Origin of the sequence: Cupriavidus taiwanensis LMG 19424 (assembly GCF_000069785.1) — a bacterium.
Classification (GTDB): domain Bacteria; phylum Pseudomonadota; class Gammaproteobacteria; order Burkholderiales; family Burkholderiaceae; genus Cupriavidus; species Cupriavidus taiwanensis.
On sequence record NC_010530.1, the window covers coordinates 865,018 to 888,187 of the forward strand.

The 23,170-nt window shown below is 67.9% G+C and carries 23 protein-coding genes; 13 read left to right on the top strand and 10 right to left on the bottom strand.

Annotated features, from left to right (window positions below):
• Positions 1 to 6: 6 nt before the first annotated feature.
• Together RALTA_RS19605 and RALTA_RS19610 are read left to right on the top strand one after the other, a co-directional pair.
• Positions 7 to 768, top strand: a complete 762-nt coding sequence (locus RALTA_RS19605) for a cupin domain-containing protein (protein WP_012355639.1) — start codon at positions 7 to 9, stop codon at positions 766 to 768.
• 59 nt (positions 769 to 827) lie between these two features.
• On the top strand, positions 828 to 1,820 hold the full coding sequence (locus RALTA_RS19610; protein WP_025581711.1) for a Bug family tripartite tricarboxylate transporter substrate binding protein: 993 nt from the start codon (positions 828 to 830) through the stop codon (positions 1,818 to 1,820).
• A 34-nt stretch (positions 1,821 to 1,854) separates the two neighbouring features.
• Here the strand turns inward: RALTA_RS19610 and RALTA_RS19615 are convergent, their stop codons facing one another.
• Positions 1,855 to 3,087 (bottom strand): MFS transporter, encoded by a 1,233-nt coding sequence (locus RALTA_RS19615; RefSeq protein ID WP_012355641.1) that lies wholly within the window; start codon positions 3,085 to 3,087, stop codon positions 1,855 to 1,857.
• A gap of 105 nt (positions 3,088 to 3,192) precedes the next feature.
• Between RALTA_RS19615 and RALTA_RS19620 the strand changes: the two genes are divergently transcribed.
• Positions 3,193 to 3,639 (top strand): winged helix-turn-helix transcriptional regulator, encoded by a 447-nt coding sequence (locus RALTA_RS19620; protein ID WP_012355642.1) that lies wholly within the window; start codon positions 3,193 to 3,195, stop codon positions 3,637 to 3,639.
• A 626-nt stretch (positions 3,640 to 4,265) separates the two neighbouring features.
• Complete coding sequence (locus RALTA_RS19625; protein ID WP_012355645.1) at positions 4,266 to 5,291, top strand: IS110-like element ISRta4 family transposase; 1,026 nt, start codon at positions 4,266 to 4,268, stop codon at positions 5,289 to 5,291.
• 343 nt (positions 5,292 to 5,634) lie between these two features.
• Here RALTA_RS19625 and uraH read toward each other — a convergent pair whose 3' ends face one another.
• From uraH to RALTA_RS19640, 3 genes are read right to left on the bottom strand one after another with little or no spacing between them, the layout of a single operon-like run.
• A complete protein-coding gene (uraH, locus tag RALTA_RS19630) occupies positions 5,635 to 5,970 on the bottom strand; it encodes a hydroxyisourate hydrolase (RefSeq protein WP_012355646.1) in 336 nt (111 codons plus the stop codon).
• A gap of 30 nt (positions 5,971 to 6,000) precedes the next feature.
• Positions 6,001 to 6,510, bottom strand: a complete 510-nt coding sequence (locus RALTA_RS19635; protein ID WP_012355647.1) for a hydroxyisourate hydrolase — start codon at positions 6,508 to 6,510, stop codon at positions 6,001 to 6,003.
• A gap of 1 nt (position 6,511) precedes the next feature.
• Positions 6,512 to 7,861, bottom strand: a complete 1,350-nt coding sequence (locus RALTA_RS19640) for an MFS transporter (RefSeq protein ID WP_012355648.1) — start codon at positions 7,859 to 7,861, stop codon at positions 6,512 to 6,514.
• A gap of 393 nt (positions 7,862 to 8,254) precedes the next feature.
• Here RALTA_RS19640 and RALTA_RS19645 point away from each other — a divergent pair, with 393 nt between their 5' ends.
• The gene (locus tag RALTA_RS19645; protein ID WP_012355649.1) at positions 8,255 to 9,199 is read left to right on the top strand and encodes a LysR family transcriptional regulator; all 945 of its coding nucleotides are present in this window, start codon (positions 8,255 to 8,257) and stop codon (positions 9,197 to 9,199) included.
• A 125-nt stretch (positions 9,200 to 9,324) separates the two neighbouring features.
• Positions 9,325 to 9,843, top strand: coding sequence for a 2-oxo-4-hydroxy-4-carboxy-5-ureidoimidazoline decarboxylase (gene uraD, locus RALTA_RS19650; RefSeq protein ID WP_012355650.1), 519 nt, complete (start codon positions 9,325 to 9,327; stop codon positions 9,841 to 9,843).
• Positions 9,844 to 9,852: 9 nt separating this feature from the next.
• Here the strand turns inward: uraD and RALTA_RS19655 are convergent, their stop codons facing one another.
• On the bottom strand, positions 9,853 to 10,518 hold the full coding sequence (locus tag RALTA_RS19655; RefSeq protein WP_012355651.1) for a hypothetical protein: 666 nt from the start codon (positions 10,516 to 10,518) through the stop codon (positions 9,853 to 9,855).
• Positions 10,515 to 11,921 (bottom strand): selenium-binding protein SBP56-related protein, encoded by a 1,407-nt coding sequence (locus tag RALTA_RS19660; protein ID WP_012355652.1) that lies wholly within the window; start codon positions 11,919 to 11,921, stop codon positions 10,515 to 10,517. Before RALTA_RS19660 ends, RALTA_RS19655 begins: the two co-directional genes overlap by 4 nt.
• A 266-nt stretch (positions 11,922 to 12,187) precedes the next feature.
• On the opposite strand from RALTA_RS19660, the gene RALTA_RS19665 reads away from it, so the two are divergent.
• On the top strand, positions 12,188 to 12,592 hold the full coding sequence (locus RALTA_RS19665; protein WP_012355653.1) for a PaaI family thioesterase: 405 nt from the start codon (positions 12,188 to 12,190) through the stop codon (positions 12,590 to 12,592).
• A 10-nt stretch (positions 12,593 to 12,602) separates the two neighbouring features.
• Here RALTA_RS19665 and RALTA_RS19670 read toward each other — a convergent pair whose 3' ends face one another.
• Positions 12,603 to 13,598, bottom strand: coding sequence for an AraC family transcriptional regulator (locus RALTA_RS19670; protein ID WP_012355654.1), 996 nt, complete (start codon positions 13,596 to 13,598; stop codon positions 12,603 to 12,605).
• A 161-nt stretch (positions 13,599 to 13,759) separates the two neighbouring features.
• Here RALTA_RS19670 and RALTA_RS19675 point away from each other — a divergent pair, with 161 nt between their 5' ends.
• The 4 genes from RALTA_RS19675 to RALTA_RS19690 all read left to right on the top strand — a co-directional run bounded on the left by RALTA_RS19675 (position 13,760) and on the right by RALTA_RS19690 (position 17,802).
• Positions 13,760 to 14,740 carry a quinone oxidoreductase family protein gene (locus RALTA_RS19675; RefSeq protein ID WP_012355655.1) on the top strand — a complete coding sequence of 327 codons (981 nt, stop codon included), beginning with the start codon at positions 13,760 to 13,762 and terminating at the stop codon, positions 14,738 to 14,740.
• Positions 14,741 to 14,752: 12 nt separating this feature from the next.
• Positions 14,753 to 15,595 (top strand): TauD/TfdA dioxygenase family protein, encoded by an 843-nt coding sequence (locus tag RALTA_RS19680; protein WP_012355656.1) that lies wholly within the window; start codon positions 14,753 to 14,755, stop codon positions 15,593 to 15,595.
• 52 nt (positions 15,596 to 15,647) lie between these two features.
• Positions 15,648 to 16,706 carry a BKACE family enzyme gene (locus RALTA_RS19685; RefSeq protein ID WP_012355657.1) on the top strand — a complete coding sequence of 353 codons (1,059 nt, stop codon included), beginning with the start codon at positions 15,648 to 15,650 and terminating at the stop codon, positions 16,704 to 16,706.
• Positions 16,707 to 16,803: 97 nt separating this feature from the next.
• Positions 16,804 to 17,802, top strand: coding sequence for a Bug family tripartite tricarboxylate transporter substrate binding protein (locus RALTA_RS19690; RefSeq protein ID WP_012355658.1), 999 nt, complete (start codon positions 16,804 to 16,806; stop codon positions 17,800 to 17,802).
• A gap of 11 nt (positions 17,803 to 17,813) precedes the next feature.
• Here RALTA_RS19690 and RALTA_RS19695 read toward each other — a convergent pair whose 3' ends face one another.
• Positions 17,814 to 18,746, bottom strand: coding sequence for a LysR family transcriptional regulator (locus RALTA_RS19695; RefSeq protein WP_012355659.1), 933 nt, complete (start codon positions 18,744 to 18,746; stop codon positions 17,814 to 17,816).
• A gap of 170 nt (positions 18,747 to 18,916) precedes the next feature.
• Between RALTA_RS19695 and RALTA_RS19700 the strand changes: the two genes are divergently transcribed.
• On the top strand, positions 18,917 to 20,236 hold the full coding sequence (locus tag RALTA_RS19700) for an MFS transporter (RefSeq protein WP_012355660.1): 1,320 nt from the start codon (positions 18,917 to 18,919) through the stop codon (positions 20,234 to 20,236).
• A 30-nt stretch (positions 20,237 to 20,266) separates the two neighbouring features.
• The gene (locus RALTA_RS19705) at positions 20,267 to 21,763 is read left to right on the top strand and encodes a M81 family metallopeptidase (RefSeq protein ID WP_012355661.1); all 1,497 of its coding nucleotides are present in this window, start codon (positions 20,267 to 20,269) and stop codon (positions 21,761 to 21,763) included.
• Positions 21,764 to 21,796: 33 nt separating this feature from the next.
• Here RALTA_RS19705 and RALTA_RS19710 read toward each other — a convergent pair whose 3' ends face one another.
• On the bottom strand, positions 21,797 to 22,414 hold the full coding sequence (locus RALTA_RS19710) for a LysE family translocator (protein WP_012355662.1): 618 nt from the start codon (positions 22,412 to 22,414) through the stop codon (positions 21,797 to 21,799).
• Positions 22,415 to 22,505: 91 nt separating this feature from the next.
• Complete coding sequence (locus RALTA_RS19715; RefSeq protein WP_012355663.1) at positions 22,506 to 23,129, bottom strand: FMN-binding negative transcriptional regulator; 624 nt, start codon at positions 23,127 to 23,129, stop codon at positions 22,506 to 22,508.
• Positions 23,130 to 23,170 lie beyond the last annotated feature (41 nt).

A 23,170-nucleotide genomic window follows, 5' to 3' on the forward strand; every position in this document is an offset into this window, starting at 1 on the left:
CAACCCATGACATCGCAATTCGTACGGCGTGCCGCCGATGTGCCCGTCTATTCCCCGGCCAACCATACCGGCACCGCCAACCAGCGTGTGATCGGCAAGGAGACAGTCGGCGCGCGGCGCGTCGAAGTGCTGCTGGGCACGATCTCGCGCGGCCACGGCGCCTTGCCGCATGCGCATCCGAACCTTGAGCAGGCGTCGTACTTGCTGAGCGGCGAGGGCATTGGAGAGGTCGCCGGCAGGTCGCGCATCCTGCGCGCGGGAGACTGGAGCTTTAACCCGATGGGGGTATTCCACCGCTTCGAGGTGGTCAGCGCAGCGCCGGTGCAGGTCATGGTGGTCTACGCGCCGCCGTACAGCGAAAACCCCGAGGCAGCCTGGGTGGCCGATGGCGCGGACGACCCACGCTGCCACGCGCACGCGGACACCGAGATAGAGGTGCCCATGCATGCCGGAGCGCGGGGCCTGCCTCACTACCACGGAGCGGCTGCCCGTCCGGTTATCACGCGCGAGACGGTCAATGCGCGTCACCTCGATATCTGCATGATGGCGGTGCAAGCCTCTGGTGGTGCCGAAGCCCATACGGTGCCGCGGACCGAGCAGGTGCTGTACCTGCAGTCGGGGTCGGTCAGCGGCGAGATCAACGGCCAACGCTTCTCCGCGGAGTCCGGCGACTGGGTCTTTGTGCCGGAGGGCGGGCGTTTCAGCTTCGCCGCGCTGGCTGGCGGGTGCGAGGCCATCCTGGTGCGCGCGCACGATGCCTGGGGTTGACCCGGGCGGCAGCCAGCGCACGAACTATCGACAGATGCCAAAGGCACGAGGAGACAACCATGATTCATCCATGCATGCGCAAGGCGGCGGCAGGCCTGCTGCTGCCGCTGGCGTCGGCGACGGCAACGATTGGGGCGGCGCAGGCCGCGGACGCTGGCCAGTACCCTGAGAAGGCGATCCGCGTCATCGTGCCGTTCCCCGCGGGCAGCGGTACCGACAGCAGCGCCCGCTTCATCGGCGAGCGCATCACCGCGCTGACCGGCAAGCCCGTCGTGGTCGACAACCGCCCGGGCGCCAATGGTTTCATTGCCGCCAAGGCTGTCGCCGGCGCACCCGGCGACGGCTACACCATGCTGGTGACGACCAATACCACGCATGCCGCCAACGCGTCCTTGTTCAAGAAGCTTCCTTATGATCCGGTCAAGGATTTCGCGCCGGCATCGCTGATCGTCAAGAGCGGGCTGGTGCTGGTGGTGCCCGCCGACAGTCCGGTACGCACGCTGGCGGACCTGACGGCGCTGGCCAAGGCCAGGCAAGGGGCGCTCACGTTTGCCAGCGGCAGTTCCTCCACCCGTATCGCCAGCGAACTCTACAAGATGCTGGCCGGCGTGCAGGCGCTGCATGTGCCGTACAAGGGCGTGCCGCTGGCGCTCACCGACCTGATGGGACACCAGGTCGACTTCATGATCAGTGATGTATCGCCAGCCATGCCGTTGATCCAGGGTGGCAAGCTGCGCGCTGTCGCCGTGACCACCGCGCGCCGCAATCCGGTGCTGAAGGATGTGCCGACCATGGCCGAGAGCGGCCTGCCGGGCTATGAGATGGTGGCGTGGGCGGCAGCCTTCTTCCCGGCCGGGACGCCAAAGCCTGTGGTGGATCGAATGAGCGGCCTGATGCGCAACGGACTGACCGGTCCGGCTGCCGCCGAGTACTTTGCCCGCAGCGGCGGCGAACCCTCGCCGTCAACGCCCGAGGAACTTGCCGCCTTCGTCCGCAGCGAAACCGTGAAATGGGCGAAGGTGATCAAGGCCGCGGGCATCGAGCCCGAGTGAACTGGCCCGGTGTTGCGACCCCCGCTGGCACTGGTCAGCTGCGCGCCGCCATCCATCGCCGCGTGCCGGCCCAGAACCCCAGCGACAGCAGGCTGACCCCCGCGCCCAGCAAGCAAACGCCGCGCCAGCCGGCAGCGTCATAGGTGACGGTGGTGGCCAGCGCGCCCAGGCCGCTGCCGGTCGCATAGAACAGCATGTAGGCACCGACCAGCCGGCTGTGCGCGGTGGCCTCGGCGCGGAAGATCATGCTCTGGTTGGTGACGTGGATGGCCTGGCCGCCCAGGTCGAGCAGCACGATGCCAAGCGCGAGCGGCCACAGCGAGGTGCCTAGCCATGACAGCGGCAACCACGCCACCACCAGCAGCACAAGGGCCGCGAAGGTGGTGCGCTGGCCGAGGCCCTGGTCGGCCCAGCGCCCCGCGCGCGCCGCGGCCAGCGCCCCGGCCGCGCCGACCAGGCCGAAGGCGCCGATGGCGGTGTGCGACAGCTGGTAGGGCGGGGCGCTGAGCGGCAGCACCAGCGCGCTCCAGAAGATATTGAACGCGGCGAACATCAGCAGCGCGATCATGCCGCGGATCTGCAGGACCCGGTCGCTGCGCAGCAGCGCCAACATCGACCACACCAGGCTGGCATAGCGCATGCGCTGCGCGGGGCCGGGCAGCACCGGCAGCGAGCGCCACAGCAGCAGGGCCAGCACCAGCATGGCCGCGGCGGCGCAGACGTAGACGCTGCGCCAGCCGGCCAGGTCGCTGACGCCGCCGGCGACCACGCGCGCCAGCAGCAAGCCGGCAAACACGCCGCCCTGCGCGGTGCCGACCACGTGCCCGCGTTCGCGCGGGGCCGCCGCGGCGGCCGCGTAGGCGATCAGTCCCTGCGTCATGGCGGTGCCGAGCAGGCCGGTCAGCAGCATCCCCGCCAGCAGCATCGTCACCGATGGCGCCAGCGCCACCACGGCCAGCGCGCCGGCCAGCGCCAGCACCTGCGCCAGCATCAGGCGGCGGCGCGGCAGCAGGTCGCCGAGCGGCACCAGCAACAGCAGCGCCAGCGCGCAGCCGGCCTGGGTGGCGGTGACCACGCCGCCGATGGCGGCGGCGCCGATGCCGAAGTCCGCCATCAGCGCGTCCAGCAGCGGCTGCGCGTAGTAGACGTTGGCCACGCTCAGCCCGCTGGCGCAGGCGAACAGCAGCACCGCACTGCGCGGCAGTGGCGTGGCCGCGGGGCGGGGTGGGGGCGATACCGTGTCCGGCGCGCGCGTGCAGGTTTCCATATCGCTTCGAAGTGGTTGCAAATAAAAACCAGTTGAAGCGTAAGCCGGCTAGTTTTAAAATGCAACCACTTTAACAGCGGGCGATGCGCCCAAGGCTAGCCAGACATGGTCATCCGCAAGGACCCGAGCGAAGATACCTGCCCCGTGGCGCGCGCGCTGGCGCTGGTCGGCGACCGCTGGTCGCTGATGATCGTGCGCGATGCCTTCGACGGCATGCACCGCTTCAGCGACTTCCAGCGCAGCCTGGCGGTGGCGCGGAATATCTTGTCCGACCGCCTGCGCCGTCTGGTGGAAGCCGGCATCCTGTCGACGCGGCCCGCCTCGGACGGCAGTGCCTACCAGGAGTACGTGCTGACGGAAATGGGGGAGAGCCTGTTCCCCATCGTGGTGGCGTTGCGCCAGTGGGGAGAGCACCACCTGTTCGCGCGCGGCGAGCGCCGCTCGCAACTGGTGGAAAAGCGCACCGGCAAGCCGGTGCCGCCGATGATGCCGCGCGCCGGCGACGGCAAGGTGCTGTCGCACGACCAGGCGGAGGTGCGCAAGCCGCGATAGCGGCGAGGCGAGGTGCCCGTCAGCTCGGGTTCTTCGACGAAGGATGCGGTGCGCAGCAGTTGAGGCAGTGGACTTTCGTAGAAGGGCCGGCCCTCACCCCCCGCCCCTCTGCCGCTGCGGAAGAGGGGAGCAAACCAGCGGGCAATAAAAACCAGAAGGCTCGCCCGCGTCAACGCGTGCGAGCGCAGCGACGCACTCCGTGCCAGAGCAGCAGACCTGAGATAGGGCGCGCGCGCAGCGCAGCCGAAGGCGTCCCACCAACAACGCAGTTAGAAGGCTGCCACCGACCTAAAGTCGGGTTCGTCCATCTGCCCTCGAACGCCAGGCACATCCAGGTAGCGTCAGCAGGGTGGAGCCACCAACCGCAGTGCCGCAAGTCACCACCGTTCGAACCACCAACACCGCCTTAGCCAGCCGCTCAGGCGACGCGCTTCTTGCCTACTTCTTGGCGCTCGGCCAAGAAGATGGAATGAACGCGCCCCCGGCCTCTCCCGATCAAAGAGGCGCTGGTAGTTCAGTTGTGCTTCTGGGGAACGTGACAGGATAGGTGGGCCCTCCATCACGAAACGGCATCGATGTGCCAGAGTGGAAGTTCGCACAATCCACACAGGATGGAGGAACCCGAAATGAATACTACGACTTACGGTCTGGACATTGCAAAGGGTGTTTTCCAGCTCTATTGGGTCGAGCCTTCAGGCGAGTGTTTCAACCGTCGCTTTACGCGTAAGGCCCTGCTCAACTTCCTGGCTAAGCGCGCGCCTGGTCGTGTCGCACTGGAGGCTTGTGGCAGCGCACACTGGTGGGCACGCCAGCTCGCCGCACTTGGCCATAAGCCCGTGCTCTTGCATGCCGCCTTTGTACGTCCCTTTGTGCAGACCAACAAGACCGACGTGGCCGATGCCAAGGCCATCTGGACCGCCGTACATCAGCCCGGCATGCGCCAAGTCGCGCGCAAGACCGAAACACAGCAGGCCATCCTTGCCCTGCATGGATTCCGCGCCCTGCGCGTGAAGATGCGCACCATGTTGATCAACCAGTTGCGCGGCGTGCTGTTCGAGTTCGGCATTCACTTCCGTCGCGGACGCCGTGCCGGATTGGAAGAGATCAAGCAACATATGGCCGAACTCGAACAGCAGTTGCCGCGCGTGCTGTTCGATTCCGTGGGCGAGCAATTACAAGACATCGCACGCCTGGACGAGGAAATCGGGCAAATCGAAATCCGCTTGAACACCTGGCTCAAGGAAGATCACGATTGCCAGACCGTCGCTGCCATTCCCGGGATTGGCCCGCTCACCGCGACAGCGCTGGTGGCCACCATTGGCGACGTGCACGCCTTCCGCTCAGGCCGGCAACTGGCGGCATTCCTTGGCTTAGTGCCAAGACAGCGCGGTACCGGTGGCAAAGTGAATCTCGGCGGCATCAGCAAACGCGGCGACACCTATCTGCGCACCTTGCTGATTCACGGTGCGCGGATCGTGCTCAGTCACTTGCGTCGCAAGGGGCAAAGCCATTGGAGTACGGCGCTGGTCCAGCGCCGTCCGGCTAACGTCGTAGGCGTCGCCATGGCCAACAAGATGGCGCGCACGGCCTGGGCTCTGTTGGCCCACAACCGAACCTATGACCGCGACTATGTCTCGGTCAAGCTTGCCTAACGGCAGGCTGAGCTAGCAAGCAGGGAATCCGTTCACAGGTTGCGACGGTAAGTGGAGGTGATGGCAAAACAGGTTGGACCGCGGGAGCGGAAACCCGACGACCTACTGGTGCCACAACGAGCACGCCAAAAAGTGAGGGGACGTTCCCGGCGAATACCATCAGGGCCCGCAGGCTTGGCCTGCTAAACAAGGCCGGATATAAGTCTGCAACCAACCGTTCGATGCCTCATGCTCAACTTGCCTTGCAAACCGGGGCGCGTTCATATAAGTAGGTCGCCGGCTGCGCCGGCGAAACAGCCACGCCCGCCAAGCACGACACCCCATCAAAACACCAATCAAAATTTCAGCTCCCCCGATACGTGCCAAAACTCCACGGCGAACACAGCAGCGGCACGTGGTAGTGCTGCGCGGCATCCGCGATGGTAAAGCGTACCGGCACGATGTCGGCAAACACGTCCGGGGTGCGGAAGTAGTCCGCCACCCAGAAGCGCAGCTCGAACTCGCCGGTGCGCGCCTGCGCCGGCGGCAGCATCGGCGCGTCGGTGCGGCCGTCGTGGTTGGTGCGGGTGCGCGCAAGCAGCCGGGGCGGCTGCACCGCGACGTCGAACAGCTCGACCTGCATGCCGGCCACCGGGCGGCCCAGCGATACGTCGAGCACGTGGGTGCTGATACCTGCCATGATGCGATCTCTCCGGGTTGGGCCGCGCGCTCAGCTGCCGCGGTAGTAGTTGTAGCTCCACGGCCCGAACAGCACAGGCAGGTGGATGCGCTGGCCGGCGTCGGTGACGCGCACGCGCAGCGGGATCTTCGACAGGAACGAAGGCTGCGGCAGGCTGGCCTTGCGCGCGGCGAAGTATTCGTCGGCGTGCAGGATCAGCTCATAGGTCCCGGTGCGGTAGCTGTCGCCGATCAGCAGCGGCGGCTCGCTGCGGCCATTGGCCGCCAGCGTGACGGTCTGCAGCGGCACGCGCTGCTCATGGTCGATGCGGAACATTTCCACGCGCATGCCGGCGGCCGGGGTGCCATGGTAGGTGTCCAGCGCATGCAGCGTCAGGCGCGGGCTCAGGCCGCCTTGCTGCACCGGCGCGGCGGTCTGGTTCGGCGCCGGCGCTGCCGGCGTGGCGCCCCAGCTGGCGCCGGCCAGCAGCGCGCCGCCGCCCAGCATCATCGATTGCAGCGCGAAGCGCCGGCGCGCGGGATCGAGGGTGTGGTCGTCCATTTCAGGCTCCTTGACGGGCGGTCTTGCCGCGCAGTTGGCGGATGCCCACCAGCACCAGCACTGCGGCCAGCACTTCGATCACTGCCACCAGGTACAGCCCGGAGGTGAGCTTGCCGGTGGCGTTCTTGACCAGTCCCATCACGTACGGGGCACCAAAGCCGGCCAGGTTGGCCACCGAGTTGATCAGGGCCACGCCCACCGCGGCGGCGCTGCCGGCCAGGTAACGGTTGGGCAGCTGCCAGAACACCGGGATCGCGCTCATGGTGCCGACCAGCGCGGCAGTCATCGCCAGCAGCGCGATCACCGGCGACAGCACCTGCGCCCCCAGCAGCACCGCCAGCACGGCCATGGCGCCGCCGCCGACCAGCGCCGCGCCGCTGAAGTGCCAGCGCACTTCATTGCGGCGGTCGGAATGCGCGCCGTTGAGGATCATGCCGGCGGCGCCGCACAGGTAGGCCACCGCGGCAATCCAGCCCACCGCCATCGGCGTGGTGAAGCCCACGTCCTTGATGATGGTCGGGATCCAGAAGGTCAGCGTCGAGTTGGCGCACAGCAGGCAGAAGAAGATCGCGATCAGCAGCCACACCTTGGGGTTGGTGAAGAGCGTGCGCCAGTCGTGGCCGCGCTCGCCCATGGCGGCGTTGTCGCGCTTGAGCGCGTCGTGCACCACGCGCTTCTCGGCGTCGGACAGCCAGCGCGCCTGCTCGGGCTTGTCGGTCATGTAGAACCAGGCAAAGATGCCGGCCAGCACCGAGGGGATGCCTTCCAGGATGAACAGCCACTGCCAGCCGTGCATGCCGTTAACACCCGCCATGCCGGTCATGATCCAGCCCGCCAGCGGGCCGCCCAGCACGCCGGCGATGGCCGACGCCGACATGAAGGTGCCGAAGGCGCGCGCGCGGCGCTGCGACGGGTACCAGTACGTCAGGTACAGGATCACGCCGGGGTAGAAGCCGGCCTCGAACGCGCCCAGCAGGAAGCGCAGGATATAGAACTGCGTGGGCGTGGTGACGTAGCTCTGCAGCATGCAGATCACCCCCCAGCAGATGGTGATGCGCATGATCGTCTTCTTGGCGCCGATCTTCTGCAGCAGCATGTTCGACGGCACTTCGAAGAAGAAGTAGCCGAGGAAGAAGATGCCCGCGCCCAGCCCGTACACGGCTTCGCTGAAGCGCAGCGCGTCCAGCATCTGCAGCTTGGCGAAGCCGATGTTGACGCGGTCCAGCCACGCCAGCACCCACAGCACCCCCAGGAAGGGCAGCAGGCGCCAGGTAACCTTGCGGTAGACGCTGTCCTCGGCGTCTTCGGCGGTGCCGGCGAATACCGGGACCCCTTGTTTCGTGATCGACATGATGTCTCCTGTCTTGTGGTGTTCTGCCAGGCCAGGCCTAGCGGCGGTGCCATGCGGTCCGCCGGGTTGGGAGCAAGTATAAGAATGGCCCGCCGAAGCGAAACGAGGAGGCTGGTATAGGCCCCATAGCAGCGTCGATATGGGCCGCAATCCCTTGCACGGTGCGGGTTTGCGGGCATCCGGGGCGGACGCTGACGGACCTATGGATTACCCTGAGCGGCGCGTTGCGAGGATGCCCGCGCCGGCGCTTGTGCGGGTTCCACCGGTTGCCGTGCGGTGCGCGACACGCTACAAAGTCGGCATTGCCGGGCGTGCCAGTCCGCCGCGGGCGGCGGCCGCCGCACCTGGCATGCCATCACTTCATGCTCTCTCTATTGCTGCCACGGACCCGATATGATTCGCGCCGACGACCCGTTCGACACCTACCTGCTGCGCGTGCTGTGCATCCTGATCGCCGAGCAAAGCGTGTCGCGCACGGCAATCCGGCTGAACCAGTCGCAGCCGGCCATCAGCGCCGCGCTCAAGCGCCTGCGCGCAATCTTCAACGACCCGCTGCTGACGCGCGAGAAGAACGTGATGGTGCCGACCGAGCGGGCGCTGCAGCTGGCGCGCAATGCGCAGGCTGCGCTCAGCGCGCTGGACAACCTGCTGGTCTCGGACGACCGCTTCGATCCGGCCACCACCGAGCAGAGCTTCGTGGTGGCGATGCCGGACTACCTGGCGCCGCCGTTCTTTGCGCATGTGGTGCGCGCCATGCGCCGTGCCGCGCCGCATGCGCGGCTGTCGGCGCTGCCGCTCGGGGCCACCTTTGACTATGAGCAGGCGCTGTCGGCCGGGGCGGTCGATATCGTGATCGGCAACTGGCCCAATCCGCCCGAGCACCTGCACCTGTCGGTGCTGCTGGAAGACGAGGTAGTATGCGTGGTGGCGCAGGACAGCGTGCACGCGCAGCCCGGCAAGTTCACCGCGCAGGCCTACCTGGGCGCGTCGCATATCGTGCCGACGCCGTATTCGCGAGACCAGCGCGGCCTGGTCGACGCGGGCCTGAGCACCATGCGCGTGCACCGCGACAACCGGGTCAGCTGTCCTTACTTCAACCTCGCGCCCAGCCTGATCCCTGGCACCGACCTGATCCTGACCACCGCACGCCACTTCGCCAACTACCATGCGCAGTATGTGCCGCTGGCGGTGCTGGAGCCGCCCATCGAGTTCCCCTTCATGCGCTTCTACCAGCTGTGGCATCCGTCGCGCCACCGCTCGGCCGCGCACGTGTGGCTGCGCGGCATGCTGACCGCGGCCTCGCAGGAACTGCGCGACCTGCGCGACATGCCTCGCTAGCGGTATCGGTTTCTGTTATGCGATCTATAGGGCGCGGGCTCTCGCCGCTGCGGCGGGGCGTTCCTATACTCGGCCCCGTATCCAACGATTGCCCCTCTGCGGGAATCCCTACGGGAGAAGCATCCATGTCTCAACCCCTCGACCTGGCGTCGGTCAACGCCCTGGACGAAGCGGCCTTTGCCGAGGCTTTCGGCAGCGTGTTCGAACACTTTCCGCAGGCCGCGGCAGGCGCCTGGGCGCAGCGGCCGTTCGCCTCGGCGGCGGCATTGCATGGCGCGATGATGGATGTGGTGCGCAAGCTCGATGCGCCGCGCCAGCGCGATTTCCTCAACCTGCACCCGCAGCTGTCGGCGCGCAATATCCGCGCGGGCACGATGACGGCCGACTCCAACGCCGAGCAGAAGAGCGCCGGCCTGGATGCGATGTCGCGGCAGCAAGAGGACGCGCTGGACCAGCTCAACGCGGATTACCAGGCCCGGCACGGCTTCCCGTTCATCATCTGCGTGCGCCACTACACCCGCGAAGGCATCTTTGCCGCGTTCGAGCGCCGCATCGGCCGCAGCACGCAGCTGGAACTGGACGAGGCGCTGGCCCAGATCGCGGCCATCACGCGCGGGCGGCTGGCGGCGCGCCTGGCCCGCTGAGCGCGAGCGCTAGCCGAAGGCCTCGAGGCCCAGCGCCAGCAGCCCCACCAGCATGAGGCTGAGGGCCCAGACCGCTTCCAGGTTGAACCAGCTACGCGAGACCAAGTGCAGCCCGAGGTGGCGGTAGACCAGCCAGGCCATGCCGCCGCCCGCGGCCAGCATGGCCATGGTATGGAGCATGGCGACGGCCAGCGCCATGCCAAGATTGGCAGTAGCCAGCGTGGCGGCCGCCAGGTGCCCCGGCTCGTCATCGGCCCGGCACAGGCCGAGGTAGACCGGCACCAGCATCAGTCCGGCGCCATGCGCGATCGCCACCGCGAACGACCATAGCGCCAGGCGCGATGGCGCGATGCGTACCAGTGCCCGCGGGTGCCCGCGCCGGAACAGCAGCGCGATGCCGCATCCGACAAGCAGCACGCTTGCGCCGATGCGGATCTGCGCCTGCCAGGCGACCAGTGCCGCCAGCATGCCGAACGGCAGCGTCACCGCCAGCACCGCCAGTGCATGTCCCGCCGCCAGAACACCCAGCGCGGCCACCAGCGCGCGGCTGCTGCGCGCGAGCAGCCCGTTCGATACCGCCAGCGGCCATCCCATCGCCGGGTTGATGCCGTGATAGAGCCCGCTGGCCAGCACCGCCGACCACAGGCCCAGCTGTTCCCAGGCGTGACCCGTCAAGCCCTGGCCGAGGGATAGCAAAACGAATCGGTCGAGCAGTCGCCGCCTTCCAGCCGGATCTGGTGCGCGCGGTAGCCTTCCGGAAACTCGACCCAGTAATCGTCGGCCAGTGTCAGGCCACCGTCCGGTCCCGCCTTTGCCATCACCTGCGCGCCGGGAATGCCGTCGGGGTAGAACTGCTGGTCCCAGGTGGAGTACAGCGAGTTGGTCCAGTAGACGCGCTGGCCGTCGCGGCTGATCTCCACCATCTGCGGGCCGCCGGCGAAGGGCTTGCCGTTCGGGTGCGGGGTGCGGCGGACAATGCCGCCGAGATGCACCGAGCCCGCGAGCCGGGGCTTGCGCGGATCGGTGACGTCGTACTGGCGCATCTCGCCCGTGCCCCAGCACGACACATAGAGGAACTTGTCGTCCAGCGACAGATCGATGTCGGTCACCAGCGGCGGCACCGCGCCGAAGCCTTGCAGCAGCGGCGGAAGCTGGCTTGCGTCGGCAGCTTCGGCGGGGATCGTCGCCGTCTTTTCGGCGTGGAACTTGCCGCCTTCGCGCCACCACGTCCAGATCGAGCCTTCCAGGTTGGTGGTGTCGACCACCACGCCGACGAAGCCGTACTCGCGCACCGGATCATGCGCGGGCCGCACTTCCAGCGCCATCTGGTGATTCGCGCCCAGGTCGATGGTCTGCACGTTGCGGCGCGCGCGCAGGTCCCAGAAATGCAGCTTGTGGCCGTAGCGGTTGCCGAGCAGGTCCTCGGGCACCAGGCCGTTCTCGAACTGCGGCGGCAGGGCCCATTCGCTCGACACCATGTAGTCGCGCGGCAGGTTCCACCAGAAGTCGTAGTGCTTCTGCTGTTCGCCGCGGTCGATCTCCCAGCGGCCCAGCACCTCGAAGGTCTCGCAGTCCACGATGAAGATGCCGGGCGCGCCGTCCGTGCCGTCCGCGCCGCCGCCGCCCAGCGTGCTGACATAGATGCCTTCCGGCCCGCAATGCACCGTATGCGGCCGCGAATAGCCGGTCTTGCGGAAAATCTCCTCTGGCTCGACGATCTTGTGGATGCGCGCCTGGGTCGGATGCGGCTTGGTGTCGACGATATACAGGCGCGACGAGCGCATCCCCGGAATGATCAGGTAGCGCCGCTCCAGGAACGCATGGCCGGTCAGCGGCGACAGCGCCGACGAACAGGCGTTCCAGCCGAAGTGATGGAGTTCATCGCCCTTGTGCGTCATCGGCACGGTATGCACCACCTGGCTGTAGGTCGGCGATCCGGGCTTGACGTCGATCACCGCGAGCGCGTCGGGCTGCGTGCCGTCGGGGCTCAGCAGCACCGTGTAGGCGAAGGATTCCGCTGGCGCGTGGATCGCTAGCTCCGGCGAGGCGTGAAACGTCGGATCTGGCCGCATGTTCATGGTGAGCCCCTCCCTGGTCCTGGCGGACCTTGCGACATCGCCGGTACGTCACCTGGCGCGTGGCCGAGTGCGCGGCAAGCCTACTTAGCCTAGGTCGTTCTGCATGCCGAGTCAAAGCCGCGCGTGCCGCGGCGCATGCGGTGGATTCACGCGGATTCACGCGGGCGGAAGGGCTGGTTTGCGAAATACAGATTGTCGGAAACACGCGGATCGCGCAGAAAGGAGGCTTGATCAAGCAAAGGGAAATCCGGGCGATGGACGCGGCAATGGCAGCAGGCAGGGGCGAGGCATACAGCCTCGATAATCCGGCACTGGAGAGTATCGGGGTCAGGATCACCCGGTGGCGCGACGACTACGTCGAGCTGGAATTGCCGCTGGCGGCCAATATGCTGAACCGCAGCCGCGTCGTGCACGGCGGCACGATCTGCACCCTGCTCGATGCGGCCACCGGCTATGCCGGCCTCTACTCGGCGCCCGGCGAAGACCCGCGGCACGCGGTCACGCTGTCGCTGACCTCGAACTTCCTCAGCAACGGCACCGGCGGGCTGCTGACAGCGAAAGGCATGGTTGATCGCCGCGGGCGTTCGATCTTCTTTTCGCGCGCCGAGGTGTGGCTCGATGGCGAACTGCTGGTGGCAACCGGCGTTGCCACGATGAAGTACCTAAAGTAGGTGTCTTGCCTCAGGCGCCGTCCTGGCGCCAGCGCGTCGGCGACTTGCCGAACTGCGTGGCGAACCAGCGCGAGAATGCGCTCGGTTCGGAAAAACCCAGCAACGTGGCGACCTGCGCCAGCGGCCGCCGCGGATCCTGCAGATGGCGTTGCGCCAGCTCGCGGCGCACGTCATTGACCAGCGCGGAGAAGGTCTGGCCATCCTGTTCCAGCTGGCGCTGCAGGGTGCGCGGGCTGGTGCCGAGGCTTTGCGCGACCTGTTCCACCGCACCGCGACCGCGCGGCAGCAACTGGTTGAGTGTGCGCCGCACCTCCGCTGCGATGGGCTTGCCGGCGCCGGGCTGCAGGTCGAGGAAGCCCCGCGCGTAGCCGGCCAGGCTGGCATCGGCCAGGGGATTGACGCGGTCCAGGTCAGCGCTGGCAAGCACCAGCCCGTCGAAGTCCGCACCAAATTCGATGCGGGGGCCGAACAGGCGCCGGTGGATGCGCAGGTCGGCCGGCGCCGCGTGCGCGAAATGCACGCTGTGCGGCATCCACGACTCGCCCAGGATGGCGCGGATCAGGCTGTGCAAGGCGGCCACGGTCAGTTCCATGGCCTGCCTGCCGGGCTGTTGCCGGCCGGTCTGCAGCGTCACGTGCAGCACCGCGACACCGGGATGCTCGGCGACCAGGATGGAGACGGAGTCGCTGAGCCAGTGGCGGTAGCGCTCGATCTCGGCCAGCGCATCGCGCAGCGTGGGCTGGTGCTGCAACAGCAGGCTGACCGGACCGAAGTCTGACAGGCGCCACGATTCCCCCACCATCAGGCCAAGCGAATGGCAGCGCGTCTCGCGCGCCGAGGCCTCCAGCACTTCCGCCAGGCGCTGTTCGGGGATGCGCAGGTCGGGCGTGTACAGGCACGCCTGGTCCAGGCCGGCCCGGGCCACCATCCGCACCGGATCCAGGCCCGCGCCCCGGGCAATGCCCAGGTATTTGGTCAGCGATGCGCTGCGAACAAGGACGGTCATGGGGCTGCCGCGAGAGTGGGTGGGGGCGTCGGTCGTGTCCGTCGTCAATTGGCAAATCCTGGCGCGATCGGTCAAGGGGCCTGCGGCCCGGCTGTCTCACAATCGACTGCGCCGCGCCAATGATAGCGGCGCGGGCAGGACACCACAATCAGGAGACAGCCTTGGCCAAAGCCATTCGCATGTATGAGACCGGAGGCCCCGAAGTCCTCCGCTACGAGGACGCCGAGGTCGGCGATCCGGGCCCGGGCGAGGTACGGATCCGCCACGTCGCCATCGGCCTCAACTATGCCGACACTTACTTCCGCGACGGCACCTACCCGGTGCCGCTGCCCAGCGGCATCGGCGTGGAGGCGGCCGGCGTGGTGCAGGCGGTCGGGGCCGGCGTGAGCCACGTCGCGGAAGGCGACCGCGTCACATACACCGGCTTTACCAACACGCTGGGCGCCTACAGCACCGAGCGCCTGGTGCCGGCCGCGCCGCTGATCCGCCTGCCGGATGCGATTTCCTTCGAGACCGCCGCGGCGATGACCATGCGCGGCCTGACCTCGGCCTACCTGATGCGCCGCATCTATCCGTTCCGCGGCGGCGAGACCATCCTGCTGCATGCGGCCGCCGGCGGCGTGGGGCTGATCGTGTCGCAGTGGGCGAAGCTGCTCGGCCTGACCGTGATCGGCACGGTCTCGACCGAAGCCAAGGCCGAGCTGGCGCGCGCGCATGGCTGCGACCACGTCATCGACTACAGCCGCGAAGACGTGGCAACGCGGGTGCGCGAACTGACCGACGGCACCGGCGTATCGGTGGTGTTCGACAGCGTCGGCCGCAGCACCTTCCAGGGCTCGCTGGATTCGCTCAGGCGGCGCGGGCTGATGGTCTGCGTCGGCACGGCGTCGGGCACGATCCCCCCGTTCGATCCGCAACTGCTGGCGCGCAAGGGCTCGCTCTACCTGACCCGTCCGGCGCTGGCCGACTACATTGCCGATCCCGCCGAGAAGGCCGAGCTGGCCGCGGAAGTGTTCGGCCACGTGGCCGCCGGGCGGCTCCGCATCGGCATCCACCAGCGCTACGCGCTGCAGGACGCGGTCCAGGCTCACCGCGACCTGGCGTCGCGCAAGACCACCGGCTCATCGATCTTCGTGCTGTAAAGGAGCATCTTCATGCGAGTCCAACAACTTACCTGCAGCATCGGCGCCGAACTGAGCGGCGTCAGCCTGGCCGATGCCGCGCGCGATGCGGCGCTGTTTGCCGAGATCAGGTCGCTGCTGCTCGAGCACAAGGTGCTGTTCCTGCGCGGCCAGGAGATCTCGCGCGCGGACCACGTGGCGTTCGCGCGGCGCTTTGGCGAACTGGAAGACCATCCGGTGGCGGGCAGCGATCCGGATCATCCCGGGCTGGTGCAGATCTATCGCAGCGACAAGCGCGAGAACTACGAGAACAGCTACCACACCGACGGCAGCTGGCGCGAATGCCCGCCGATGGGCTGCGTGCTGCGTTGCATCGAATCGCCGCCCGTCGGCGGCGACACCATCTGGGTCAACATGGGCGCGGCGTACGAGCACCTGCCCGAGGAAATCAAGCAGCGCATCGCCGGCCTGCGCGCCAAGCACGGCATCGAGCATTCCTTCGGCGCGGCGATGAGCCCGGAGAACCGCGCGAAGCTGGCGGCGCAATACCCCGCGGTCGAGCACCCGGTGGTGCGCACGCATCCGGAGACCGGCGAGAAGGTGCTTTACGTCTGTGGCTTTTCGACCCACTTCGTCAATTTCCACACGCCCGAGAACGTGCGCTACGGGCAGGACAAGACCCCGGGCGCCAGCCATCTGCTGAACTACCTGATCAGCCAGGCGGCGATTCCCGAATACCAGGTGCGCTTCCGCTGGCAGCCCAACAGCGTGGCGATCTGGGACAACCGCTGCACCCAGCACTATGCGGTGCAGGACTACTGGCCGGCGCCGCGCAAGATGGAGCGCGCCGCCATCATCGGCGACAAGCCGTTCTGAGCCGCACCGGCGCCGCAGGCCTGGCCAGCGCCACCATAAATGGAGACATGCCGTGAATTACCTCGATGGGTCCCTGTTCCCTGAAAACCAGCAGCCGCTGATCATCACCGCGGCCCCTTACGCGCCCGGCTGGCTGCCGTCCGACTTTCCGGAAGATATCCCGGTGACGATGGAGGACCAGATCCAGAAGGCCGTTGACTGCTACAACGCCGGCGCGACGGTGCTGCACCTGCACGTGCGCGAACTCGACGGCAAGGGCTCGAAGCGCCTGTCCAAATTCAACGAGCTGATCGCCGGGGTGCGCAAGGCGGTGCCGGAGATGGTCATCCAGGTGGGCGGATCGATCAGCTTCGCGCCGGAGAACGAGGGCGATGCCGCGAAGTGGCTGTCCGACGACACGCGCCACATGCTGGCCGAACTGGATCCGGTGCCGGACCAGGTCACCGTGACGGTGAACACTTCGCAGATGAACGTCACCGAGCATGCCGAACTGGCGGATTTCCGGGGCACCTCGCGCGAGAATCCCGCGATCTTCAATGCGTACAAGGAAATGACGGTGCCCGCGCAGCCCGGATGGGTCGAGGAGCATATCCGCCGCCTGTCCGCCGCCGGCATCCAGAGCGCATTCCAGTGCTACAACATCAATAGCTTTGAATCGGTCGAGCGGCTGATCCGGCGCGGCATCTACAAGGGCCCGCTGGTGATGAACTGGGTCGCCATCAGCGGCGGCATGGATGCGCCGAGCGTATTCAACCTGGCCAACATCGTCCGGGCGGTGCCGGATGGGGCGGTGCTGACCGTCGAAAGCTCGGTGCGCAACGTGCTGCCGGTGAACATGATGGGCATCGCGCTGGGGCTGCATGTGCGCTGCGGCACCGAGGACTGCCTGTGGAACCAGTCGCGCACGGCCAAGATGAGCACGGTGAAGCAGATCGAGCAGCTGGTGCGCATCGCCGGCGAATTCGGCCGCAAGGTGGCAACCGCGCAGGAAGCGCGAGAGATCCAGAAGATCGGCGTGTTCTACGACACGGTCGAGGAGACGCTGGCGGCCAACGGCTTCGCGCCGAACCGCAACGGCGGCAACCAGGGCTTCCTGCGCAAGGCGGCCTGACCCGGGGCGGCTGCCACGGGCAAGCGGCGCGCAGAGGCGCACAGAAGGGCAGGGCGGCGGCTGGCTGCCCCGAGCCCTCGCACATTCGGAGACAACCATGAAGCAAGCACAACCGTCGGCGCGCCGCAGGGCGCTGCTGTCATGCATGCTCGGCCTGGCGCTGCCGGCTGCGTTCCCATCGGTCGTCCATGCCCAGGCGTGGCCGACCAAGGTGGTCAGGATCGTGGTCGGCGGTCCCGCCGGCGGCACCGCCGACATCCTCGCGCGCCTGCTCGCCGAGGGGCTGACGCAGTCGCTCGGCAAGCCGGTGATCGTCGAACAGAAGCCCGGCGGTGCCGGAGCGATCGCGGTCGGCACGCTGCTGTCGGCCCCGCACGACGGGCATACGCTGCTGCTGATCCAGGGCGGCATCGTTTCCGAAACGCCGCTGGCGCTGAAGGTCTCGTTCGATCCGTTCAAGGACCTGAAGCCGATTGCCCAGGTGGCGCGCACCGGCCTGGTCCTGGTCGGCAACCCGAAACTGCCGGCGAAGAACTTCACCGAGCTGCTGGCCTACATCAAGAGCAAGCCGGGGCAGATCGACTACGCCTCGTATGCCGCCGGCATGCGCGGGCAGACCCTCGGGGTCCAGTTCAACCGGCTGGCGGGGGTGAACATGAGCCACGTCGGCTACAAGGGCTCGCCGCCCGCGCTGCAGGACGTAATGGGCGGGCACGTGCCGCTGATGTTCGACGGCCTGGCGACCTCATTGCCTCTGATCAAGGCCGGCAAGCTCAGGGCCTATGCCGTGGCCTACCCGAAGCGCATCCCCGCGCTGCCGGACGTGCCGACGTTCGCCGAGGTCGGCTTCCCGGCGATGACGGAGCCGGGCTGGATGGGCTTGTGGCTGCCGCCGGACGTGCCGGCGGCGGTGCAGGAGAAGATCCGCAACGCCACGCTGGCGGTGGTGCAGCAGCCAGGCTACCGCAAGCACGTGGAAGACATGGGCATGGACAACGGCCAGCCGCTCGGCAGTGAAGCGCTGTCAAAGGAAGCACGCGCGGCGTATGAGCGGCAGGCGGAACTGCTGCGCTCGATCGGCTTCGTGCCGGAGTAGCGGGCAGCGGCCTATCGCTTCCGGCGCCGGCGCGCGCCGGCGAACATCGACATGTCGCGCAGGATGCAGTCGAGCAGCGTATTGGCAGCCACGCCCATCGGCCGGCCCGCCTTGACCAGCAGGCGCGCCTTGGCGGCTTCGAACAGCGGATGGGCGATCGGCAGCGTTACCAGTTCGCCGGCCTGCAGTTCACGGTAGGCCGCAAAGCCGCCGATCAGCGTGATGCCGTCATGGCGCTTCACGAAGTGGCGCAGCACCGCCAGCGAATTGGTAGTCAGCGTCGGGCGGATCTGGATGTTCTCAGCGTAGGCCAGCATCTGCACCACCTGTCCCAGCCCGAATGCAGGCGGCATCATCGCCAGCGGATAGTCGGCAAGCTCCTGCACGCCGACCTTGCCGCCGCGGCGGGCCAGCGGATGCCCGGCATGCACCAGCAGCACCACCGGCTGCGATGACGTCGCCACCCAGGCGATATCGGCATGGCCGGGCGGGTTGTAGGCCAGGCCGATATGGGCGCGGCTTTCGGCCACCTCCTGCAGCACGTTGTTGACCGGCAGGATGTCGACGGTCACGTCCAGCCGCGGATAACGCGCGCAGAAGTCGGTCAGCACTTCATCCATCAGGCCGTCGACATAGCCCTCGCTGGTGGCGATGCGCACCTGGCCATGCTGCAGCCCGCGCAAGGCCTGCAAGCGGTCTTCGAACAGTTCCTGCTGGGCGCGGCAGCCGCGCCAGTACTCCAGCAGGTGCTGCGCGGCTTCGGTCGGCTGCACGCCGCGCGCATGGCGGTCGAACAGCGGCGCGCCGACCTCTTCTTCCAGCAGGCGGATCTGGCGTGTGATGACCGACGGCGACGTGTTGATGCTGTCGGCCGCGCCACGGATCGAGCCGTGCGTCAGTACCTCGTGAAAGTAGCGCAGCCTGCGCTGGTTCAGTTCCCGCATGTCGGATCTCGCTGTCTGGCGTGAAGGGGCGGCGTGCCGTGGTGTTGCCGAAGGGGCAACGATAGCCGACTTAAGTTGCTCTTGCTCTGTTTTTTCAGATGCCAGACGATCAACGCCTGCCACCGACAGACATCGCGTCCACAAGAGCCGACACCACGGGAGAGATCGACATGTCCGCAATCCTGCCCCCACGCAGCACCATGCAAACCGGCAGCGCCGCGCAGCAGGCGCTGTACCGCAAGCTGAACTGGCGCCTGTTGCCGTTCCTGCTGCTCTGCTACACCTTTGCCTACCTGGATCGGGTCAACATCGGCTTCGCCAAGCTGCAGATGCAGAGCGACCTGGGCTTTTCCGATGCGGTGTACGGGCTGGGTGCCGGCATCTTCTTCTTTGGCTACGTGCTGTTCGAGATCCCGAGCAATCTGTTGCTGCCCCGGATCGGTGCGCGCAAGACCATCAGCCGCATCCTGGTGCTGTGGGGCCTGACCTCGGCGGGCATGATGTTCGTGCGGGACGAAACCACGTTTTACGTGCTGCGCTTCCTGCTCGGCGTGTTCGAGGCCGGCTTTGCGCCCGGGATGATCTTCTACCTGACCTACTGGTACGGACAGCAGCGCATGGCCCGCGTGATGGCGGTGGTGATGCTGGCCGGGCCCATCGGTGGCATTTTCGGCTCGCCGCTGTCCACCTGGCTGATGACGGCACTGTCCGGTGCGCACGGCCTGGCCGGCTGGCAATGGATGTTCCTGGTCGAAGGGCTGCCATGCGTGCTGCTTGGCGCGCTGGCGCTGCGCGTGCTGGCCGACCGGCCGGCCGACGCAGCCTGGCTCAGCGACGCGGAGAAACGCATGCTGGCCGCCGAATTGCAGGCACCGGCGGGCGGGCATCATTCGTTCGGCGAGGTGGCGCGCGATCCGCGCGTGTACCTGCTGGCCTTTGCCTACTTCACCATGATCTGCGGCATCTACGCGGTGAGCTTCTGGCTGCCGTCTATCCTGAAGGCAGACGGCGTCACTGACACCATGCAGATCGGGCTGTATTCGATGATTCCCTATATTGCCGCGGCGATTGCCATGCTTGTGATCGGCCGCAGCTCGGACCGCCGCGGCGAGCGCCGCTGGCATAGCGCGGTGCCCGCCTTTACCGGCGCGGTGGCACTGGCCGTGGCCACGCAGTCCAGCGGCAACCTGCCGGTGTCGCTGCTGTGCATGACTATTGCCACGGCGATGATGTGGGCCGCCTACACCGTGTTCTGGGCGATCCCGTCGCAGTACCTGAAGGGCGACGCCGCGGCGGGCGGCATCGCGCTGATCAACACCATCGGCCTGATCGGCGGCTTCCTCAGCCCCACCATCATCGGCGCCGTGCGCACCGCCACCGGCAGCATGCAGGCCGGCCTGCTGGTGATGGTGGCGCTGCTGCTGGCCGGCGCGGCGGTGCTGGTGGCCAACCGGATGCCGGCGCCGCAGGGCGCGGTGTCGGCGGCCTGACGCCGGACTTTTGTTTCACGGAGAAGAACCTTGGCAACACGGATCCTGGTCGCCGGCTTCCAGCACGAGACCAATACCTTTGCGCCGTCAAAGGCGACCTACGCCAGCTTCGAGCGCGGCGAGGGCTTTCCGGCGATGGTGCGCGGCGACGCCATGCGCGCGCTGCGCGACGTCAACATTCCCGCTGGCGGCTTCATGGCCGCCGCCGAGCGGTACGGCTGGACCCTGCTGCCGGTGATCTGGGCCGGCGCCAGCCCCTCGGCCCACGTGACCGAGGACGCGTACGAGCGCATCGCCGGCGAGATCGTCGGCGCGGCGCAAGCGGGCGGCTTCGACGCGGTCTATCTCGATCTGCACGGCGCCATGGTGGCCGAGCACACCGATGACGGCGAGGGCACGCTGCTCGCGCGGATCCGGGCCGTGGTCGGGCCAGGCGTGCCGGTGGTCGCGTCGCTCGACCTGCACGCCAACGTCACGCACGCCATGCTGGAGGCCGCCGATGTGCTGGTCGCCTACCGTACCTATCCGCACGTGGACATGGCCGAGACCGGCGCGCGCGCCGCGGCGCTGCTGCAGCGCCTGCTGGAGGGCAAGGGGCCGTGGCACCGCGCAGTGCGACGGCTGCCGTTCCTGATCCCGATCAACGGCATGTGCACCATGCTGGAGCCGGCGCGCGGCATGTACGCGCTGTTGCAGCAGGCCGAACGCGGCGACGTGGTGTCGCTGTCGTTCGCGCCGGGCTTTCCGGCGGCCGATTTCCCGGAATGTGGTCCGGCGATCTGGGGGTATGGCGCGGACGCCGGCGCGGCCGAAGCGGCGGTGCAGGCGCTGTACGACCGCATGCTGGCCGACGAGCCGGCCTGGGAGGTGCCGTTCCTCTCGCCCGACGAGGCCGTGCTCGAAGCCATGCGCCTGGCCGCGGGGGCCGCGCGCCCGGTGGTCATCGCCGACACCCAGGACAACCCGGGCGCGGGCGGCGATTCGAACACCATGGGCATGCTGCGGGCCCTGCTGCGCCATGGCGCGCGGCAGGCGGCAATCGGGCTGATCTGGGATCCGGCCGTGGTCGCCGAGGCGCACCGTGCCGGGGTGGGCGCGACGATCGAGGTCGCGCTCGGCGGCGTATCGGGGGTGCCCGGCGATGCGCCGCTGCAAGGGCGCTTCGAGGTGCTGCGGCTGTCGGATGGCGTATGCCGCTATGGCGGGCCGATGATGCACGGCATGCTGGCCGATATCGGCCCGGTGGCACTGCTGCGCATCGATGGTGTGCAGGTGGTGGTCAGCGCCGGCAAGGCCCAGATGCTCGACCGCAACCTGTTCCGCGCCGGTGGCGTAGAGCCCGAGGCGATGAAGATCCTCGTCAACAAGAGCTCGGTGCACTTCCGCGCCGATTTCCAGGGCATTGCGCAGGCCGTGCTGGTGGCCAAGGCGCCGGGCCCGATGACGGCCGATCCCGGGGACCTGCCGTGGACCCGTCTGGCCCCGGGCATCCGGCTCAAGCCGATGGGCAGGCCGTTCCAGGCGTAATGCCGGAGCCGGGCCCGCAGCAGGCCCGGCCCCTCATGCCTGGCGCCGCGCCAGCGCCAGGAAGGCGCCCAGTCCCACCATCGTGATGCCTGACGCACGGGTCATCAGCCGCGCGCGCGCCGCGCTTGCGGCGCCCGACCTGAGCAGGCGATGCGCGGCGAAGACCACGACCACGTCCACCAGCGTGTTGAGCGCGACGCAGATGCAGCCCAGCAGCACCAGTTGCGACACGGCCGCCTGTCCCGGCGCGACGAACTGCGGCAGGAACGCAAGGAAGAACAGCGCGGTCTTGACGTTCAGCACCTCGACCACCACGCCCTCGACCAGCGCGCGGCGCGCGCCCCGCGACGGCACGGCCGCGACCGCGGCGGGCGGCGCCTTGCGCCGCAGCAGGCGAATGCCCAGATACACCAGGTACGCCGCGCCCAGGTACTTGAGCAGGCTGAACGCCAGCGCCGACTGGGCGATCACCAGCGACACGCCCGCCGCAGCGGCAAGCACATGGAGCAGTCCGCCGAGGCCAGTGCCCAGGCATGAGGCAAGGCCCTCCGACCGTCCGCCGGCCACTGTGCGCGCGACGACATAGGCAATGGCCGGGCCGGGGGTAATCGCAAGCACGACGGCGGCGATCAGGAAGGGGATCAGCGACATGGTTCGGGGCTCCTTGACGTTGAGGCAGGGTTGAAAGGCGCGGCAGCGTCCGGACCGGGCCAGCGCATGCGCGGATGCAGACAAGACCGGCTCAGACCGCGTTGCGCATCGACTGCGCCAGCTCGTCACAGCCGCGCGCCTGCAGCGTGTCGGCCGCGCCGAGGCGGTCCCGCGTGTCCTTGTTCTGGCTGAGCTTGCGCTTGCCCACCAGCGACGTCACGGCGATCTCGAGGCCGACGATGCCGCGCAGCAGCGCGTCGAGGAATTCGGGCGGTGCATCGCCCATCTTCCACGGCGCGGCTTCGGCGGCCTCGTGCCGCCGCGTCAGGCGCGCGACCAGGCCGCGCACGAAGCGCTCGTCGTCGCGCACGGTAAGGGTGCCGTGGGCGTGCACCACCTCATAGTTCCAGGTCGGCACCTGGCGGTGTGCCTCATGCTTGCTCGGGTACCAGTTCGGCGAGACATAGGCCTCGGCGCCGCGGAACACCACCATCACCGGCGTGCCGGTCGGACACCGCTGCCAGACCGGATTGGCCCGCGCCACGTGCGCGCTGAGCACGCCGTGGGCGCCGGCGCCGGCATCGAATTCGAACGGGAGATGGTCCGCATCCAGGCCGTGCTGGCCGTGCGTGACCAGCATGCCCAGCGGGTGCGCATGGATGATGCGGGCAAGGGCGTCGGGGCGGGTCTCGGCGAAATGGTCGGGGACGTACATCGTTGGGGCTCGGGGCGATCGGATGCTCGATACTGTCGCCG